We start from the raw sequence: 14,527 nt of genomic DNA, 5'->3' as shown, positions 1-14,527 counted from the left end.
TTTAGATCAAATCGCCTGTAGTTCTGGTTGGCCTGTTAGGACCATGTTCACCCTTTGATCCCAGAACTGAGTTTGCATCTCAACGATGGCGTGCCGTCAAACACAACACGGCACATGCGTCAGAAAGACGTTTCCATTCCGCGGCTTCAGGCCGTGGTCCAGATCGGCGTGAAAAGACCACGCCATGAAAACGCAAAGAGAAAGGGACATCATGTCCAGCATTCTGACGAATAACAGCGCCATGGTTGCGCTGCAGACCCTGAAATCTGTGAATTCCAGCCTGCAAGACACGCAGTCGCAGATTTCGACCGGTAAAAAGGTCGAATCCGCCAGCGATAACTCGGCAGTTTGGGCAATTTCGAAGGTCATGGAATCTGACGTCAAAGGCTTCCAGGGTATTCAGGAAAGCCTGAGCTTGGGTGAGTCGACTGTCGCCGTGGCCTTGAACGCGTCTGAGACCGTCACCGACCTGCTGAACGATATCAAAGGTCGCATCGTTTCGGCTCAGGAAGACAATGTTGACCGCGAAAAGATTCAAGCAGACATCGACGCCCTGCGCGACCAGATTGGCGCGGTTGTGGGCGCGGCGCAATTCAACGGGCTGAACCTCGTTCAAGGCACCGAGGATGTGAATGTTCTCTCCTCTCTTGATCGGAGCAACAATGGTGATGTCACCGCAGAGAACATCACCGTCAATCGTCAGGATCTGACCACGCAAGAGGGCTCGCTCGGCACTGGTACTACTACCAACCTGTCGGCGAACATTACGGCTTCGTCGGCAACCATTTCCAGCGCTGCGGTGCGCAATGATGGCGCTGCTGTGCCAACTGCCGCTGACATCGGTTTGACGGGTGACTTCTCTGCTGACTCGCTTGCCTTCAACATTGGCGGGACTTCGATCACTTTTGCTGCTGGTGAGCTTTCGGCGACGGCAGCTGATGCGGCACAGTCGATTGCTGATGCCATTAATGCGGCTCAGATCGAGGGTATCTCCGTCAACAACAACGCTGGCACTCTTGAGTTTGCTTCTACCCGGGACTTTGAGCAGACCACTATTAGCGTGACCCAAGGTGGCGCCTCTGCTGGTACCCTGAGCGCTACGTCGGTTGATCTCGATCAGCGTGCCGAGTCCTTCACCCTCGCTGCGACAAATGTGAACGAGGGCGACGGCTACCAGATCTCTCTCTCTGGCGGTGTGGTTGCGACCTATGTCGCTTCCGGTGGTGAGACTATGGAAGATGTCGCAAAGGGCTTGAAAGCTGCCATTGATGCCGATGGGGATGCCGATATCCGGACCCTGGTGAACCAGAACAGCAGTGGCGAATGGGTCCTGAACATCGCGACCAGCGGCAGCACGAATGAGACGGCCACGATCGTTGCAAATGCGAACGATGGTGATGGTGACGCCGTAGTCACTGGCGGCCTGGCGGGCCTGGACGGCATTGATGTGAGCACCAGCGAGGGCGCAGACAAAGCCCTCGAGAACATCGAAACGCTGATCCAGAACTCGATTGATGCTGCCGCATCCTTTGGTTCCGTGCAGGGCCGGATTGAGACGCAGTCCGAGTTCATCGGTGCCCTGGTCGACTCCTTTAAGTCGGGTATTGGTTCTCTGGTCGATGCTGACCTCGAAGAAACCTCGGCGCGCTTGCAGGCCCTTCAGGTGCAGCAGCAGCTCGCAACCCAGTCGCTGTCGATCGCGAACCAGGCGCCGCAGAACATCTTGGCGCTCTTCCGATAAGCCTATCAGCAGCCGGGGCATGATCCTCTTGCCCCGGCTCATTCGACATTTTTTGACCGCTCTTCCGATCAGACCCACCAAAATCGAAGAGTGCGTCCGCGCAAAGCTCAAGGAGCACACCCGTGATTTCCACCTCGCTTGCCCAGTCCGCCTATAATGCCGCAGCAACACCTGTGCGGACGGACCGGGGTACAGAATATGCAGCATTTCAAAAAGTCACTGCGCTGTTGAACAAAGCGCGTCGCCCCGAAGCGTCGATGGTCGAACGCGCTGAGGCGTTGGATAAAAATCGCAAGCTTTGGGCCATCATAGCCGGAGATATTGCTGGAGCAGACAATAAGCTGCCGCAATCGTTGAGGGCACAATTATTCTATTTGGCCGAATTCTCACTTTTGCAGTCGAGCAAAGCTCTGAAGGAGGCCGACGCTCTGGACTCGCTTGTTGATGTCAACACCGCGGTCATGCGCGGGCTCAGCGGACAAGGAGCTACGACATGAGTGGACTTGTTTTGAAACTTGGCCCGAAGGAACGCGTTTTGGTGAACGGGGCCGTCATCGAAAACGGTGATCGACGGACGCGGATCTCCATTGTCACGCCTGATGCGAAGATCCTGCGCCTGCGCGACGCCATTCATCCCGAGGAGGCGAACACTCCGGTGCGTCGTGTCTGCTATATCGCACAGCTCGTGCTGTCAGGTGATGCAGAGTTCGACGAGGCGAAAAGCCAGTTACTCCGTGGTATGGAACAGTTGAGTCAGGTTTTCACCGATGCCGACAGTCGTTCATTGCTCGCCAAAGCGACCGATCATCTTGTCGAGGGACAAGTCTATCAATCTTTGAAAGCACTACGCGGTTTGCTCGCGCGCGAGGAACGGCTGATTGCAGCCGGACGGGCATGACATTTCAACCTGTTCTGCCGCTATCTGGATATGCCGGATGGCAATACCTGCAATCGACGCTTGAGTCACAACAGGAGCGGTTTTCACAATCCGCGGGTCAAGCCGCAGATCGGCAGTACTTCAAAGAGAACATCGGGTCGGTGTCCTCGGCCGAGGAGTTGGTTGGTGATTTTCGCCTTATGCGCGTGGCACTCGGCGCCTATGGTCTTCAAGATGATCTCCCGAACCGGGCATTTATCGAGCAGGTTCTAAGCCAGGGGACGGATGACCGCACCGATCTAGCCAACCGTTTGGCGAACAAGAGTTATCAGCAACTTTCCGACGCGTTCGGTTTTGGATCAGCCAAAGAGATCGCTGATCCATCTCTCTCCAGTAATGTCGATCTCGTACTCAACGACGAGCAATACTTTCGCAGAAATATCGACTCCGTCCAAACCGTTGATGACTTGCTATCCGATACGCGTCTGCTTCGAATGGCGCTGGGATCATATGGTCTGCTCGAAGATCTTCCTGACAAGACCTTTCTGAAAGACCTGTTCGATCAGGGCACGAGCGCGCCATCTGCGCTCGCCAATCAATTGGAAAACCCCGCCTACAAAGAGTTGGTCAATGCATTCGGCTTTAGCTCAGATCAGGGCGTTCGCACCGCTGAACCCGGTTTTGCGTCAGGTGTTCTCGGTGGGCTCGATCGGATCGGATTTGCGGCAGAGCTTGAGGCGGCTGAAAACAGCTTTCGGTTGTCACTTGATGCAGCGCAGGGTTTGGCTGGCATCGCTCTGTCGGGGGAAAACGATACCGCGCAGTGGGTCAATGTCGTGACGGATCCGGCCTTGCGCGACGTCTTTGCGTCTGCGTTCGGCATTTCGCGTTCCTTTGATCGCATGAGCTTGGACCAACAGCTTGCTGCTTTGCGCGACGGCGCGGAGGCCGCGTTCGGGTCTCCGGATTTGGCTCAGTTTTCAGATACGAGTCGGATTGATGATCTGATGGATCTTTACGCTGATGCGGTTGGGTTTGACGGTGATATTCTTCCACCTTGGCAAACCACAAGCTTTGCCGATGAAATACTAACTAGATTTGATCGACAGCAGTTTGAGATCGCCGTGGGTGAGCAAGATCAAGACATGCGCTTGGCGTTGAATTTGACGCGAGAGCTACCAGCAATTGCAGCAAGCCCAAGTGATACGACCGGTTGGTTGACAATTCTGGGAAACCCGCCTTTGCGCACTGTTTTTGAAACGGCTTTTGCGCTACCAGCAGCCGTCGGCAGCCTGGATCTCGATCAACAATTGGTTGAATTCCGTGAGGCCTCTCAACGCGTATTAGGGAGTTCAGACATCGGTCAATTTAGCGACCCTGGAAATATTGATGTCCTGATCCGATCCTTCACGGCCAATTCGCTTTTGCAGCAAGGACCGTCTGCAACAACCCGTGGCGCCGCAGCAATTACCTTGCTTCAGAACTTGGCATAACCACACCGCAACGGGCTCAGGTTTTCAGGGTGCTTTGGCTTACACCGCTGCCGGGCCTAGGATTTTCGAAAGATTTTCGAAGCTCTTCTGAATTGACGTACCGGCAGAGGCGCCAACGAATGAGTCGAGGTCTGCCCACACCTTTACCGCACCGTCAGTCAGAGGATCCGATCCCGGTGAATACAATCCGGCTTGCAGCATCATCTCCGCTCGATCATACGCACCCAGCAGCGAACGCGCTTGGCCAATCAATACATTTTCGTCCTCGGTTGCAGCTTTTGGCAGCGACCGACTGACAGATCGTAACACGTCAATAGCCGGATAGCGGCCCCGTTCCGCAATTTCGCGCGACAAGACGACATGTCCATCCAACACCCCGCGCATGACGTCGGCGACAGGGCCTTCCATGTCGGAGCCGGCGACAAGCACGGACAAGACCGCAGTGATATCTCCCTGCTTTGCCGCGCCTGGCCCCGCACGTTCGGCGAGCGACATTACCGTCTGCGCCATGGATGCTGGAAAGCCATTGGGACCGAACGGTTCCCCAGCGGCGGCGGCAACGTCGCGATGGGCTTCTGCGAACCGTGTGATGGAATCGGCCAAAACCAAGACCTGTTTGCCTTGGTCCCGAAAGAACTCGGCGATTGCCATCATCGCATATGCGGCGCGGGCACGGGTCAGCGCAGGTCTGTCGGACGTTGCCGCGACGACAACGGCGCGTTTCAAGCCCTCCGGGCCCAGGGTTTCGGCTACGAAATCGCGTACTTCGCGTCCGCGTTCCCCGATCAGGCCGATGACGACAACATCTGCCGACATTCCGCTGGCCAACGATGCGGTGAGGTGGGATTTGCCGACGCCCGATCCGGCGAACAAGCCCAGTCGCTGACCGCGAACAATCGGTAAAAGCGTGTCAAAGATGGCCATACCTGTCTGCAGCCGTGCGCCAAGCCCGCGCCGCTCTGCGGGAGCTGGCGGTTTGGCAAGTAAGGGATAGGATATCGGCCCCGGAAACAATGCACGGCCATCGATCGCCTCACCATTGGGATCGACAACGCGACCTAACCAACTGTTATCTGGATATATTTCTGCCGGGCCCAAATGGGTGACATCCATCCCCAACCGCAAACCGTCTGATGCACCCTCGGGCATGACGCGTGCGCAGCCAGCCTCTATCGCCAAGATTTCACCGGTTATCGTATCCCCAATGCGAACGCGATCGCCCAGAGCCGCAACACGATCCAATCCGGTCACCGAAATGAAGTCGCGCCCCAGTGCACTGACCTGCCCAACGGTACGCGCGGGTTTGATTGTCCGCAGCTGTGCACGAAGCTGATCGAATATGTCGGTCGAGCGTGTGTCAGTCATCGTTCCATCCATGTTGGGCGCGAAACTCGGCGCTTCGATTACTGAATGTAAAGGAATCACCCTTAAGCCTTCGTGTAGCCGAGATGGGAGAAGCCCTGATGTTCGATAGGCTCGACATATTTCAACTTGCAGGCGGGCTTGCCCGTCATTCCGCGGCCCGTCAGGCCGTTGTGACGCAGAATATAGCCAATGCGGATACCCCTGGGTATCGAGCACGGGATATTGCAAATTTTGACGAGACCTGGCGTGCGATGACCGCGGAAAACCGTATGGGTCAAGGCGAGATGCCGTTTCGCACCTTGGATGCGCGCACGCCGGCCTCGCCGAATGGCAACACCGTCTCTCTCGAATTTGAAATGTTGCGCGGGATCGAAGCTCAGCGTGCCCATAATCGCGCTCTGCGCATCTATGGCTCTGCCATGACGATCCTGCGCACCAGTATCGGCCGATAGGAGGCTGCGATGACGGATTTTTCCAATGCTCTTTCTGTGGCGGCAAGCGGCATGCGGGCCCAGGCACAGCGACTGACCCACGTATCCGAGAACATCGCGAATGCGGATACGCCGGGCTACCAGCGCAAAGTGACTAGCTTTGAGGTTGAACGCGGCATGGACGCGCCCGAAGGGTCCGTGCGGCCAGGGCCGGTGCGCCTGGACCGGAGCGAGCTTCCACTCATCTACGAACCCGGCCATCCCATGGCCGACGAAACCGGTCATTTCGAAGGGTCGAATGTCGATCTTGTCATCGAATTGGCCGACGCCCGTGAGGCGCAACGCAGCTACGAGGCGAACCTGCGGATCTTTGATCAGATCCGACAAATGTCGTCATCGTTGAACGATCTCTTACGCAGATAACACGTCACTTCTGAGGAGAATCCCGGATGGATATTCGCCAAACACTCGCGGCGCACAGCTATGCGCCGTCCCCCTTGACGCAGCAACCTCAGCCAGCCGATGGCGGTGATATCTTCACCCAGGCCGTCAGTGGGTTCGCAGACACCTTGGCCCAGGGTGAAGCGCAGGCGCGCGCGGCTATGACCACGGGTGCGGATCCGCATTCACTGGTCACCGCGTTGGCTCAGACCGAATTGGCGGTGGAAACAGCCGTTACCATTCGGGACCGTGTGGTCGAAGCCTATCAGGAAATCCTGCGGATGCCGGTCTGACCTGATGGAAGAGATGGTTTTCTTCGACACGTTGCGGCAGGGGCTTTGGATTTCCGTTGTGATTTCAACGCCAATCCTGACCGCGGCGCTGGTCTCGGGTATTGCCGTGGGTCTCTTTCAGGCCCTGACAAGCGTGCAAGAGATGACGCTGACATTCGTGCCGAAACTGGCGGCCATCGTTGTAGTGTTCTGGGCGTCCATGGGGTTCATGACGCAATCCCTGACCTCCTATTTCACCGACACATTGATCCCAATTATCAGCGGGATATGAGCTATGGATAATCCTGGATACACCGCTCTGACACGGTTGTCGGGGTTGATGCGCGAAATGGCTGTCGTGGCCAACAACATCGCCAATTCCTCAACCACGGGTTTTCGGACCGAAGGTTTGGTTTTTGCCGAGCACGTGTCACGCATCGGTGGGGACGCGCCGAGCCTCAGCATGGGGGTCGCAGCGGGCCGGTCCATTTCGCTGCAGCAGGGCGGTTTGGATCAAACCGGCGGGGTCTTCGATTTCGCCATCGAGGGAGAAGGATTTTTCCTGATTGAAACGCCCGGCGGTCAAGCCCTGACCCGGGCCGGGAACTTCATTCGAAACGACGCGGGCGAGCTTGTGACACCTGATGGCGACATGCTGCTTGATGCGGGCGGCGCTCCGGTTTTTGTGCCGCCAGCCGCGGGATCGATCTCACTGGCGCAGGACGGAACACTGTCGGCGGACGGTCAGCCCATCACGGTCATTGGACTTTATCAACCCGCTGATCCGCTTGAATTGTCGCGCCAATCCGGTGTCGCGTTCACTGCAGAAAGCGGCTTCGTGCCCGCCGAAAACGGACGAGTGCTGCAAGGATTTCTTGAACAATCAAATGTCGATCCCGTGGCTCAGATTGCGCGGATGATCGAAGTCCAACGCGCCTATGAGCTTGGCCAAAGCTTTGTCGAAACCGAAGACGGTCGGATGCGGGATTTCCTGCGCACGGTCGGGCAGCGCAGTTGATCCAGAAAGGATATAGAGCATGAGAGCCCTTGATATCGCCGCCACCGGCATGAGCGCGCAACAGATGCGCGTCGAAGTGATCTCGAACAACATCGCGAACATGTCTACCACGGGTTACAGCCCGAGGCGCGCCGACTTTGCAGATCTGCACTATCAGCAGATCACACGCGCCGGTGCAATCAGCGCATCTGATGGCTCGGTTGTACCCGCCGGTGTTCAACTCGGGCTCGGAGTCCGGCCCTCCGCCGTGACCGTCAACTGGAGCCAGGGCACCGTCGCTGCCACCGGCGGTGAGCTTGACCTGGCGATCGAAGGCCGCGGCTACTTTGAGGTGACCCTGCCTTCTGGAGACACGGCCTATACCCGCGACGGCGCCCTTCAGCGCACCGGGGATGGTCTGATCGTGACGGCGGACGGATTTGAGTTGAACCCGGGCATCACCATTCCCGAGGATGCGCGCGCCATTCAGATCAACGCCGACGGAGAGGTCTACGCCGCCTTCGCCGGAGAGGTCGATGTGCAGCTATTGGGGCAGATCAATCTCGTCGGATTCTCCAATGACAGCGGGCTGGAAGCGATTGGCTCCAACCTGTTTCTTGAAACCGCGGCCTCTGGCGCCCCCGTTGCGGCCGACCCCGGAACTGATGGGATCGGGACCCTGCGTCAGGGATTTGTCGAACAAAGCTCGGTCGATGCGGTGCGAGAAATCTCGGAACTGATCGAGGCGCAGCGCGGCTATGAAATGAATGCCAAGGTTGTCACCGCCGCTGATCAGATGCTCGGCGCGACAACGCAGATCCGCTGATGCGCTGGATTATCCTGATCCTCGCTATGGCGGCGCCCGCGGGCGCAGATACCGTGATCGCGGCTGGCACGATCCGTGGCGCCACGCTTATCGGTCCGTCCGACGTGTCTTTGAGCGACGCCGACACGCCCGGCGCCCTGACAGATATGGCTGATGCGATTGGCATGGAGGCCGCCATCAATCTCTATCCCGGGCGCCCGATCCGCCCCGGCGATTTGCGCGCACCCGCAATCGTCGAACGCAACGAGATCGTGTCGCTCCGCTACAACCATGGCGGGCTTTTGGTCATGACAGAGGGGCGCGCCTTGGATCGCGCCGCCGCAGGCGAGGCCCTGCGTGTTCTGAACCTTGGCTCCCGTCAAACCGTTACCGCCACGGCAACCTCGCCGGGCCTTGTCACCGTTGGACCCAATCGATGATCCGAACCGTTATCCTCCTCGCGCTTTGCGCGATGTCCCTGTCGGCCTGCGCACGGTTAAGCCAAGTGGGTCAGACCCCAGAGCTCACTTCGCCAACCACGGGCAACGAAGTTTTCGCGATGAATGTGATCCCGCTGCCTGATGCAAGTGACGTGCCGGATCGCGCCGTGGGCGCATCACTTTGGACCTCGGGCCGCGCCTCGTTGCTGGGTGATCGCCGTGCCAGTCGCCGCGGCGACATTCTGACGGTTGTCATTGAAATCGATGACAGCGCAGAATTTCAGAACTCCTCTGAGCGTGAGCGTAGCGGTTCGGAAGAGCTCAGTATTCCGAACCTGTTCGGATTGCCCCAGCGGATCAATGAACGGCTCACCGAAGGAGCGACACTGGATGATGCGGTGGATTTCGACTCCACCAGCAGATCTGCTGGCGAAGGCTCCGTTCGCCGCAATGAGGAACTGACGTTGCGGGTGGCGGCCACCATCACCGAGGTGCTTCAAAACGGCGTCGTCCGGATCGAAGGCAGCCAAGAGGTGCGTGTCAATAACGAGATACGAGAGCTTCTGGTCTCAGGCTATGTGCGGCCCGAGGACATCTCTCGCCAAAACGAGGTGGCCTATGACCGAATTGCCGCCGCCCGTATTTCATATGGTGGCCGTGGTTTGATCACCGATGTCCAGCGCCCGCGCTACGGACAAGAAATCGCCGATACGATCCTGCCCTTCTAACCTGAACTTCGGAGTCGATAGTGATGCGTCTGTTATTGCCGATCATATTACTGATTGTGGGTGTCGGTGCGGGTGTCGGTGCCGGTCTCATACTCGGCGAAAGCGCTGAGGAGGCCACGGCTGATCCGCAAGAACAGCTGGCCGCCGATGATACATATGAAACGGGTGAGAGCGACGAGTATGAAAACGCCGATGAAGAGGCGCCGGAAACGCTCCCCCGCGTCGAAGCTGCCAACGAAAACACCGAATATGTTCGCCTGAACAACCAGTTCGTGGTGCCCATTGTGCGTGAAGGTTCCGTCCGATCGCTGGTGGTGATGGGTATCACGATCGAAACCCAGGCAGGTCAAAGCTCGATTGTTTTTACGCAGGAACCCAGGCTGCGCGATACATTCCTGCGGGTGATGTTTGCACACGCCAATACCGGTGGTTTCGATGGGATTTTTACCGAGGCCGCCGCTATGGCGCCCTTGCGTGAAGGATTGTTGGAAGCAGCCGAAGGCATCCTGGGCCGAGCTGTCGTCTATGATGTGTTGATCACGGATCTCACGCGCCAAGACGCCTAGTCGCGTCAATCGCCACGTAAGCGACGCCGCAGGGCGTCGCGTTTTTCTTCCACGTCCCGTCGCTTTGATAGCTCGCTTAGAACTTGGCGGCGGCCTACGGCTTGCGCCGCCGCATGGCGTGCCTTTTCCCACTCCGCGCGCGCTGCGGCTAATTGGGTCAGAGCCTGGGCTTGCGTTTCGCGCAAGCGATCCGCCTGGCGCAGCATTGTGGCGGCAACAGATGGATCGCTTGCTGACTTGATCAAAGCTTCCCTGTGGGCGGCGATCTCTGCGATGCGTGTTTCGATCTTGCGGACCTTGGCCGCCGCACGCGTCACTGGACCCAGGGCTTGATCGGCCAGGACATTGGCAACCTTCCGTAGGTCGGATAACCGGCGATCTGTTGTCATCTGTGGCGCCCTCGCGCTTTTATCCGGATCAGGTCTGCAAAACGAATGGCCGCCGCGACGGCTTTGTATTGATCAGGCAGGATCGGCTCGCCCAGATTGACCGTGGCATGCATGGCCCGCGCCGTGGGTGGGTCGGAGTAAATCGGAACACCATTCTCGGCTGCGGCTTCACGGATTTGGCGCGCAACTTCGTCCACACCTTTGGCAATGCAAACCGGTACGCCACCGCTGCCTCGATCCCATTTCAGCGCAACCGCGTAATGTGTCGGATTCACAACCACGACGTCCGCGCTCGGTACATCAGACAACATCTGGTTCATGGCAATGGCCTGTCCACGGCTCCGGCGTTCTTGCTTGAGGTAGGGATCGCCTTCGGAAGCTTTGCTTTCGTCCATCAATTCCTGTCGGCTCATGCGGTTGCGTTGCAGCAGCTGGCCCCATTCCCAAAGCCATTCCACGCCTCCCATGATCCCCATCAGCCCTGCCACCATGATCAAGAAATCAAGAGAGACGCGGCCCAGAAGCTCAAGGATCTGACCGGGCGTCGCGTATAGCGAGGCGAGGATGGTCTCCGCGCGCGCCCAGAGGTACAGGCCCAGAAAGATCGATACGAGCCCCAGCTTTGCGGCCGATTTTGCGAACTGGAACAAACCCTGGGGGCCAAACTTTTGCTTCGCGTTCTCAATTGGTGAGATCCGGCTCAGCTTCGGAGCAAGTTTAGATGGTGTGAACAAAAGGCCGCGTTGCGCGATCAGCGCCACCAGCAGCAAAGCGGCAGGGACCAGTGCAAGGACCGCGCTCGCCAGCAGCGATCCCCCCAACAAGCCGACAGCTGGCCCATCCCCTCCGGGGCCCAGCATAAGCGGCGCTAGGGTGTCGGCGCGCCCAAGGGTGAAATGGGTCAATTGTCCAAGGTTCTCCGCCACCCAAGGCGCCAGAAGAAAGCCCGCCAGCAGAAACCCGGCATACACAATTGCGGTGTTCAGATCGGCGGATCGAACGATCTCACCTTTCTTGCGCGCCTCTTCCAGCTTCTTCGGCGTAGCGTCATGTGGCTTATCGGCCGGGCTCTGTTCCTCGTCCATCAGCGCACCCCCAATGGGGAGATCAGGGCGGCCTGAAAGGCGTCAAGCCAAACCGGAAGCATGAATGGAATGCAGATCAACAACAGAACCAGACCGCCGAGCGTGATCGCCGGAGCACCGACAAAGGCCACCATCAGCTGCGGCATGGCCTTGTTGATGACGCCGAGCGCGACATTGTAAAGCAGCGATGCAATCATGAAGGGTGCGGCCAGCGACATAGCCAAGGCAAAGCTTTGGGCCACCTGCTCCACACCCCACCCGCCAAGGTCGTGCGGGCCAGGCAGTTGGCCAAAGGGTAGCAATGTGTAAGATCTGAGGAACGTCGCCACCAAGTGAACATGCAAGCCGGAGATGACGGCCAATGTCACGCCAGCCAGCATCAGAATGGCCCCCATCGCGGGAAGCGGATCAGGTGTTGCACCGCCCAACAATTGGCTCAGCGAAGTGGATTGTGCGGCAATCGTTCCTGCGACTTGTAGGGCATGGACCAGAAATCGCAGCGCAAAGCCGATGATCAATCCGGATATCGTTTCAGAGAAGAAAGCCTGGATCGCTGGTAGCGTCCCGCTCGTACCCAATTCGGGGATTAAGGCCGGCGTTAGGAAAACGGTGAAAGCCAGCGCTGCGCCCAAACGAACGCGAACCGGGATCATTTGATCACCCAACCCAGGCAAGACCAAAAAGCAAGCGCCGACACGGAGAAACACGCCGACAGCCGCAAACAGATAGATCTGTGAAAGGTCAAGGACTTGGATCAAGACGTCCGTCATGGGGCGGCCAACCCCACAAGCGCGGGTTTCGCCTCTAATCCAATTTCCTCGAATGACAAAACTGGGTTAGGGATACCGCGCGCCGACAAAACCGTACGAAGGAACCTGCGCCGCAAGGCGGATGTGACAATGGCGGGATATGTGCCGCTTTCGCTGGCTTTGGCCACTTTCTCGTTTACCGATCGCGCCAGCGAGTTGAACTCATCTGGCGGCAGGGCGATTTCGGGCAGCCCGCCCTCTCCGCCGATCTGGTAGCGCAGGAAGACGTCTTCCCATTCCCCGGCCAATTGGATCAGAGGCAGCGTGCCGTCCGAACGCTTCATCTCTGCAATCAACTGAAAGCCAAGCCGTTGCCGCACATGCTCGCAAATCATTTCGGCTTGGTTTGACGAGCCTCGCGCCTCGGAAATCGCCTCGAGGATCAGCGGTAGGTTCCGGATCGAGACCTGTTCTGATAGAAGAAGACGCAAAATGGTGTGTAACAAATCCAACGGCACTTTGTCGGGAACCATCTCATCCAGAAGGCGCCGGTTCTCTTCGCTTCTGGCGCCATCTGTCAGGGTGACGAAAGCATCAAGCTGGCGCTGAAGTGTTTTGAAGGTCAGCAATCGCGATAGATTCTGCTTCAAAACCTCTAAAAGATGCGTGGCGAGCACCTCCGAGGGTGTCACGACCGTCATGCCAGCAAGCCCTGCGCGCTCCCGGTCCGAGGGCGAGATCCAACGCGCCGGAGCGCCATAAACGGGCTCCGAGGTCTCTTCGCCATCCGGCAGATCAATGGCGCCTTCCTGCGTGAGCATGAGAACCAAGCCCGGTTTCAGCCGCGCGCTGGCATGTTCCACACCGAGCAGGCGGATCGAATATGTTCCTGGCGGCAGATCACCACGATCCGTCAGCCGCATTTCGGGCAGGATCACCCCGAATGTGCGCGCGATATGCTCACGCATATTGCGGATGCGCGCGTCCAGCCCCGTTGCCGGGTCCAGGGCCAACGCAACCAGATCGGGTGAGAACTCGATATGGATGTCATCCAGATCGAGCAGATCGCCCGTGGTTTCTTTTGTCGGCTCCGAGGTCTCTGTGGGTTCCGGCAATGCCGCCGCGTCTTTCTCGGTTTCAAGCGCTCGGCTTCTGAACCAGGCGGCGGTTCCAAGCGCGACCGCGCCCAGCATGAACGGCAAAAACGGCAGGCCCGGGACCATCGCAAAGATGCCCATCAACACACCAACAGTCGCCAGCGCGGACGGGTGCTTGCCCAACTGCGACAACAACGCGGTATCTGTGGCCCCAGTTGCGCCCCCCCGCGCCAGTAAAAGGGCCGAGGCGATCGCGATGATGACGGCCGGGATCTGGCTTACCAATCCATCTCCGATCGTCAGGATCGAATAGGTCTCAAAGGCTTGCCCCAGCGGCATTTGGTGGATTGTGGTGCCGATGATCAGGCCCACCACCAAGTTCAACAACGTGATCAGAAGGCCTGCGATCGCGTCGCCCTTTACAAATTTTGACGCCCCGTCGAGCGAGCCGAAAAACGTGGTTTCCGCTTGTTCCCGTTCGCGCCGCTCTTTCGCTTCGGTGTGATCAATCGCGCCAGCGGCCATGTCGCTGTCGATGGCAAGCTGCTTGCCTGGCATACCGTCCAGTGCAAAGCGCGCGCCAACTTCTGCCATCCGCGCGGCACCTTTGTTGATCACCATGAAGTTCACGATCAGCAGGACGCAAAAGATGACGAGCCCCATCACGACCGACCCGCCGATCACAAACATCGCAAAGCCTTCGATCACACCGCCTGCCGCGTCCGTGCCCGTGTGGCCTTGCCCGATGATCAGCTTTGTCGAGGATACATTGAGGGACAGGCGCAACATCAGCGATGCCAAAAGGATCGTGGGAAAGGCCGAGAAATCGAGCGGTCTTTCGATAAAGAGCGTGACCGTGAAGATCAGGATGGCCAACCCGAACGACGCAGCCAATCCGAGATCCAGGATGAAGGATGGCACCGGCAGGATCATCATGATGATCACTGCCATCAGCGCGAGTGCAAACAGGATCGTTGGTTGAAAAAGCGTGCTCGCTTTCATGTATCGTCCCCCCTACCGATTCTGGCCGGTGGTTTTGTGTTTGAGTGGG

Annotated in this window: 18 protein-coding genes; 13 read left to right on the top strand and 5 right to left on the bottom strand. The window is 58.2% G+C overall.

Features of this window, described 5'->3' with window-relative positions; genetic code table 11:
- Positions 1-211: 211 nt before the first annotated feature.
- The 4 genes from V8J82_RS07230 to V8J82_RS07215 all read left to right on the top strand — a co-directional run bounded on the left by V8J82_RS07230 (position 212) and on the right by V8J82_RS07215 (position 4,111).
- Positions 212-1,741 (top strand): flagellin family protein, encoded by a 1,530-nt coding sequence (locus V8J82_RS07230; RefSeq protein ID WP_439650048.1) that lies wholly within the window; start codon positions 212-214, stop codon positions 1,739-1,741.
- A gap of 122 nt (positions 1,742-1,863) precedes the next feature.
- Positions 1,864-2,238, top strand: coding sequence for a flagellar biosynthesis regulator FlaF (gene flaF / locus V8J82_RS07225; RefSeq protein WP_339973658.1), 375 nt, complete (start codon positions 1,864-1,866; stop codon positions 2,236-2,238).
- The gene (gene flbT, locus V8J82_RS07220; protein ID WP_339973656.1) at positions 2,235-2,639 is read left to right on the top strand and encodes a flagellar biosynthesis repressor FlbT; all 405 of its coding nucleotides are present in this window, start codon (positions 2,235-2,237) and stop codon (positions 2,637-2,639) included. The genes flaF and flbT overlap by 4 nt, the downstream gene beginning before the upstream one ends.
- Positions 2,636-4,111 carry a DUF1217 domain-containing protein gene (locus V8J82_RS07215; RefSeq protein ID WP_339973654.1) on the top strand — a complete coding sequence of 492 codons (1,476 nt, stop codon included), beginning with the start codon at positions 2,636-2,638 and terminating at the stop codon, positions 4,109-4,111. Before flbT ends, V8J82_RS07215 begins: the two co-directional genes overlap by 4 nt.
- A 39-nt stretch (positions 4,112-4,150) precedes the next feature.
- Here V8J82_RS07215 and V8J82_RS07210 read toward each other — a convergent pair whose 3' ends face one another.
- A complete protein-coding gene (locus V8J82_RS07210) occupies positions 4,151-5,476 on the bottom strand; it encodes a FliI/YscN family ATPase (RefSeq protein WP_339973651.1) in 1,326 nt (441 codons plus the stop codon).
- Positions 5,477-5,574: 98 nt separating this feature from the next.
- Between V8J82_RS07210 and V8J82_RS07205 the strand changes: the two genes are divergently transcribed.
- The 9 genes from V8J82_RS07205 to V8J82_RS07165 are packed head-to-tail and all read left to right on the top strand — an operon-like array spanning position 5,575 to position 10,156.
- The gene (locus V8J82_RS07205; protein WP_339973649.1) at positions 5,575-5,928 is read left to right on the top strand and encodes a FlgB family protein; all 354 of its coding nucleotides are present in this window, start codon (positions 5,575-5,577) and stop codon (positions 5,926-5,928) included.
- 9 nt (positions 5,929-5,937) lie between these two features.
- Positions 5,938-6,330, top strand: a complete 393-nt coding sequence (gene flgC, locus V8J82_RS07200) for a flagellar basal body rod protein FlgC (RefSeq protein WP_339973647.1) — start codon at positions 5,938-5,940, stop codon at positions 6,328-6,330.
- Positions 6,331-6,356: 26 nt separating this feature from the next.
- Entirely contained in the window at positions 6,357-6,641 is a 285-nt protein-coding gene (gene fliE, locus V8J82_RS07195) for a flagellar hook-basal body complex protein FliE (protein WP_339973645.1), read from the top strand.
- A 4-nt stretch (positions 6,642-6,645) separates the two neighbouring features.
- Positions 6,646-6,912, top strand: a complete 267-nt coding sequence (locus tag V8J82_RS07190) for a flagellar biosynthetic protein FliQ (RefSeq protein WP_439650037.1) — start codon at positions 6,646-6,648, stop codon at positions 6,910-6,912.
- 3 nt (positions 6,913-6,915) lie between these two features.
- Positions 6,916-7,638 carry a flagellar hook-basal body complex protein gene (locus V8J82_RS07185; protein ID WP_339973643.1) on the top strand — a complete coding sequence of 241 codons (723 nt, stop codon included), beginning with the start codon at positions 6,916-6,918 and terminating at the stop codon, positions 7,636-7,638.
- Between the two features lie 19 nt (positions 7,639-7,657).
- Positions 7,658-8,443 carry a flagellar basal-body rod protein FlgG gene (gene flgG / locus V8J82_RS07180; protein WP_339973640.1) on the top strand — a complete coding sequence of 262 codons (786 nt, stop codon included), beginning with the start codon at positions 7,658-7,660 and terminating at the stop codon, positions 8,441-8,443.
- Positions 8,443-8,862, top strand: a complete 420-nt coding sequence (gene flgA / locus V8J82_RS07175; protein WP_339973638.1) for a flagellar basal body P-ring formation chaperone FlgA — start codon at positions 8,443-8,445, stop codon at positions 8,860-8,862. Before flgG ends, flgA begins: the two co-directional genes overlap by 1 nt.
- On the top strand, positions 8,859-9,590 hold the full coding sequence (gene flgH, locus V8J82_RS07170) for a flagellar basal body L-ring protein FlgH (RefSeq protein WP_339973636.1): 732 nt from the start codon (positions 8,859-8,861) through the stop codon (positions 9,588-9,590). Before flgA ends, flgH begins: the two co-directional genes overlap by 4 nt.
- A gap of 23 nt (positions 9,591-9,613) precedes the next feature.
- On the top strand, positions 9,614-10,156 hold the full coding sequence (locus V8J82_RS07165; protein ID WP_339973634.1) for a flagellar basal body-associated FliL family protein: 543 nt from the start codon (positions 9,614-9,616) through the stop codon (positions 10,154-10,156).
- 5 nt (positions 10,157-10,161) lie between these two features.
- On the opposite strand, the gene V8J82_RS07160 is transcribed toward V8J82_RS07165, so the two are convergent.
- From V8J82_RS07160 to flhA, 4 genes are read right to left on the bottom strand one after another with little or no spacing between them, the layout of a single operon-like run.
- A complete protein-coding gene (locus tag V8J82_RS07160) occupies positions 10,162-10,545 on the bottom strand; it encodes a hypothetical protein (RefSeq protein WP_339973632.1) in 384 nt (127 codons plus the stop codon).
- Positions 10,542-11,630, bottom strand: a complete 1,089-nt coding sequence (gene flhB, locus V8J82_RS07155; protein ID WP_339973630.1) for a flagellar type III secretion system protein FlhB — start codon at positions 11,628-11,630, stop codon at positions 10,542-10,544. The genes V8J82_RS07160 and flhB overlap by 4 nt, the downstream gene beginning before the upstream one ends.
- Complete coding sequence (locus V8J82_RS07150; protein WP_339973628.1) at positions 11,630-12,400, bottom strand: flagellar biosynthetic protein FliR; 771 nt, start codon at positions 12,398-12,400, stop codon at positions 11,630-11,632. The genes flhB and V8J82_RS07150 overlap by 1 nt, the downstream gene beginning before the upstream one ends.
- Positions 12,397-14,478, bottom strand: coding sequence for a flagellar biosynthesis protein FlhA (flhA, locus tag V8J82_RS07145; protein ID WP_339973626.1), 2,082 nt, complete (start codon positions 14,476-14,478; stop codon positions 12,397-12,399). The genes V8J82_RS07150 and flhA overlap by 4 nt, the downstream gene beginning before the upstream one ends.
- Positions 14,479-14,527: the final 49 nt, after the last annotated feature.

Origin of the sequence: Gymnodinialimonas mytili, from assembly GCF_037544085.1 — a bacterium.
GTDB lineage: Bacteria > Pseudomonadota > Alphaproteobacteria > Rhodobacterales > Rhodobacteraceae > Gymnodinialimonas > Gymnodinialimonas mytili.
The sequence above is the reverse complement of the archived record's forward strand: the minus strand, read 5'-3'. Positions and strand labels throughout refer to the sequence as shown.

Coding starts and splice junctions, on each gene's coding strand:
- V8J82_RS07230 (WP_439650048.1), top strand. CDS start 212: ATGTCCAGCATTCTGACGAATAACAGCGCCATGGTTGCGCTGCAGACC.
- flbT (WP_339973656.1), top strand. CDS start 2,235: ATGAGTGGACTTGTTTTGAAACTTGGCCCGAAGGAACGCGTTTTGGTG.
- V8J82_RS07215 (WP_339973654.1), top strand. CDS start 2,636: ATGACATTTCAACCTGTTCTGCCGCTATCTGGATATGCCGGATGGCAA.
- V8J82_RS07210 (WP_339973651.1), bottom strand. CDS start 5,476: ATGACTGACACACGCTCGACCGACATATTCGATCAGCTTCGTGCACAG.
- V8J82_RS07205 (WP_339973649.1), top strand. CDS start 5,575: ATGTTCGATAGGCTCGACATATTTCAACTTGCAGGCGGGCTTGCCCGT.
- flgC (WP_339973647.1), top strand. CDS start 5,938: ATGACGGATTTTTCCAATGCTCTTTCTGTGGCGGCAAGCGGCATGCGG.
- fliE (WP_339973645.1), top strand. CDS start 6,357: ATGGATATTCGCCAAACACTCGCGGCGCACAGCTATGCGCCGTCCCCC.
- V8J82_RS07190 (WP_439650037.1), top strand. CDS start 6,646: ATGGAAGAGATGGTTTTCTTCGACACGTTGCGGCAGGGGCTTTGGATT.
- V8J82_RS07185 (WP_339973643.1), top strand. CDS start 6,916: ATGGATAATCCTGGATACACCGCTCTGACACGGTTGTCGGGGTTGATG.
- flgG (WP_339973640.1), top strand. CDS start 7,658: ATGAGAGCCCTTGATATCGCCGCCACCGGCATGAGCGCGCAACAGATG.
- flgA (WP_339973638.1), top strand. CDS start 8,443: ATGCGCTGGATTATCCTGATCCTCGCTATGGCGGCGCCCGCGGGCGCA.
- flgH (WP_339973636.1), top strand. CDS start 8,859: ATGATCCGAACCGTTATCCTCCTCGCGCTTTGCGCGATGTCCCTGTCG.
- V8J82_RS07165 (WP_339973634.1), top strand. CDS start 9,614: ATGCGTCTGTTATTGCCGATCATATTACTGATTGTGGGTGTCGGTGCG.
- V8J82_RS07160 (WP_339973632.1), bottom strand. CDS start 10,545: ATGACAACAGATCGCCGGTTATCCGACCTACGGAAGGTTGCCAATGTC.
- flhB (WP_339973630.1), bottom strand. CDS start 11,630: ATGGACGAGGAACAGAGCCCGGCCGATAAGCCACATGACGCTACGCCG.
- V8J82_RS07150 (WP_339973628.1), bottom strand. CDS start 12,400: ATGACGGACGTCTTGATCCAAGTCCTTGACCTTTCACAGATCTATCTG.
- flhA (WP_339973626.1), bottom strand. CDS start 14,478: ATGAAAGCGAGCACGCTTTTTCAACCAACGATCCTGTTTGCACTCGCG.